Genomic DNA, 2,499 nt, shown 5'->3' with positions numbered 1-2,499 from the left:
GGTCGGCATCCTCCACGGTTGCCTGAAAACCGGCACCGCTTACGACGAGAACATCGCCTGGCCGCATCAATCAGCCGCTACTGCTTGACACCGAACCGGCATGGGGTGTCTCAGTGGGCGGGTGGCCGTCCCCGCCAGATCAGTCCTGACGAGGAGCAGTTCATCGTCGAGACGGCCAACACCCGCCCCGAGAAACTGGGGCGGCCGTTCACCCGCTGGAGCCTGCGCAAACTCGCCGACTATCTCGCCACCGACGCCAGCCGGCAGGTGATCATCGGCCGGGAACGGCTACCGCAGCTGCTGCGCGACAACCAGGTCAGCTGGCAACGCACGCGAACGTGGAAGGAATCATCGGATCCGGACTTCGACGCCAACTCGACCGGATCGAAGAGGTCACCACCCGGTCTCCGCAGCGGTGTTTCGCCTTCGACCAGTTCGGGCCGCTGTCGATCCGCCCGCACCACGGTGGTGGGTGGGCGCCGCGATCGCATCCGGACCGGCTGCCCGCAACCTACAAACGCACGCACGGCATCCGCTACTTCCACGGCTGTTACAGCTTCGCCGACGACCAACTCTGGGGCGTGATGCGCCGCCGCAAAGGCGGCGACCACACCCTGTCCGCCCTGAAATCGATCCGGGCCGCACGCCCGGACGGCGCGCCGATCTACGTCATCCTGGATAACCTGTCGGCGAACAAGACCCCGGCTATCCGTCGATGGGCGGCCCGGAACAAGGTCGAACTCTGCCTGACCCCGACCAGCGCCTCGTGGGCGAACCCGATCGAGGCCCAGTTCGGACCGCTACGCACCTTCACCATGGCGAACTCGAACCATCCGAACCACACCATTCTGGCCCGTGAGATGCAGAAATACCTGCGCTGGCGTAACGCCAACGCCCGTCACCCCGACGTCCTGGCCGCCCAACGCCGAGAACGCGCCCGCGTCCGCAGCGAACGCCAACACCGCTGGGGACGACCCCGCACCAAGGCCGCCTGACGCTCAGACGCGCCGGGCGGCTTGTGCCGTCCGGCTGCGCTCCAGGGGTAACGGGACTCTCGTCAACAGACGACCTCTGGCGAGCGCGGGTGGCCGTGCCGGTACGGCACCGCCCGGCTCAGGATGCCGGCGCGGTTGCGGGTTTGCCTGGGGTAGTCGGCGGTTCTGCAATGCCGATGAAGTTCCCACCCATGGGCCAGATGCCGACCGACCACCCCAGCGCTGTGAGGTCGTCCGTGAGGGTTTGAATATCGTGGAATACCTTCACGATGCGGTACTGGCTGCCGTCATCGAGCCGGCGCAGCACTGCCGGGGTCGGCTGGTTCGCGAGGACTTCTTCGCCGGCGGCTACAGCGGGGCCGTCGTCGATGAAGACTGCTTTGCCGCCCGGCGCGAGCGCGGTGGCGACGGTGTTCCAGAAGTCGGGCAAGCGCGTCGGCGGGACATGGGAGAGCCAGAAGGCGAAGAACACGGTGTCGTAGCGTCGTGGCGGCTGCCACTCAAACAGATCGGCCTCAATGAACTGCACGGCAGGGGATGCGGTGCGCGCCCGAGCCAGGGCTAACACTTCGGATGCCGCATCGACAGCTGTCACCGTATGCGCCCGCGCGGCGAGCAAAGAGGTCCACTGACCCGTTCCGCAGGCCAACTCGAGCACATCCCCGGCGATCGGAAGGTCATCGACGACAGCCAGCAACCTCCGCAGGTCTTCGTGCTCTGCATAGGGCCGGTCGTATTCCGCCGCACCGGCCCGGTAGTAGGCCATCTGTTCTGCCAGGAGAACGTCGTCATCCATACAAGCCCCTCTCATCGGTGTTCGGTCAGCGACAAGCGCTCGCCTCGCCAACTCGCTCGCCACAGACAGTGTCAGCCTTCACCTTTGGGCAAGGTCAACAGTCATGAGCGCCTGGGCCGTCCTCGTCGACTGATCCCGCACCCGGCTGTTGCCAGCCGGCACAAGCCGTCCGACGTGTCTGAACCCGGCAAATGTTCGTGGACAGCCCACTAGGTGTGCTGTCCAGGCAGGTTGGTCGAGGTTGTGTGACGACACGGTCTGATGTCGCAGGTGCGCATCGGCGTGTGGTGGGGGCGATTGGATCTGTCGACCATGGCGGTCTCACCGCCGGCTCGGTAGCGGTCGGCCCACCGTTTGGCTGTCGTCGGGCTGACCTGGAAACGCTCCGCAGCCCGGCGCAGCGGCCAGCCATCGTGCACCACACAACGGGCCAGACGCAGCCTGCCGGTCTCGGACAACGGAGCATTACGGTGGACCATGAGGACCTCCGGCGGGTGTGAACCTTCGACAAGCTCCACCTCACCCGGAGGTCCTCCCCCATTTCAAGATCTAAGTCCTGTCACCAACGTCCGTGGACAGAACACCTAAGAGTTGTCTCGTAACTCCGTGAAGGCGTTGCCGGGTACCGGGTTGGTGTTCAGCTCATCAGGGCGATGTTGTGCAGGTTGGCGATGCCGGAAGCGGCGTCGGCCAATGTGTGGGCGGCGC

1 protein-coding gene and 2 pseudogenes are annotated in these 2,499 nt (G+C 65.7%); 1 reads left to right on the top strand and 2 read right to left on the bottom strand.

Going from position 1 to position 2,499, the window contains the following annotated elements; genetic code table 11:
* Positions 1–111: 111 nt before the first annotated feature.
* Positions 112–995, top strand: a pseudogene (locus ABZS42_RS31865) (IS630 family transposase); the annotation flags it as partial.
* A gap of 118 nt (positions 996–1,113) precedes the next feature.
* Here ABZS42_RS31865 and ABZS42_RS31860 read toward each other — a convergent pair.
* Positions 1,114–1,791: a class I SAM-dependent methyltransferase gene (locus tag ABZS42_RS31860; RefSeq protein ID WP_355151666.1), complete on the bottom strand. Its 678-nt coding sequence runs from the start codon at positions 1,789–1,791 to the stop codon at positions 1,114–1,116.
* Positions 1,792–2,060: 269 nt separating this feature from the next.
* Positions 2,061–2,270 (bottom strand): annotated as a pseudogene (locus tag ABZS42_RS31855) (leucine zipper domain-containing protein); the annotation flags it as partial.
* Positions 2,271–2,499: the final 229 nt, after the last annotated feature.

Source organism: Micromonospora sp. NPDC005367 (assembly GCF_040606825.1).
Lineage (GTDB): Bacteria > Actinomycetota > Actinomycetes > Mycobacteriales > Micromonosporaceae > Micromonospora.
This window is presented reverse-complemented; position numbering and strand designations above follow the sequence as displayed.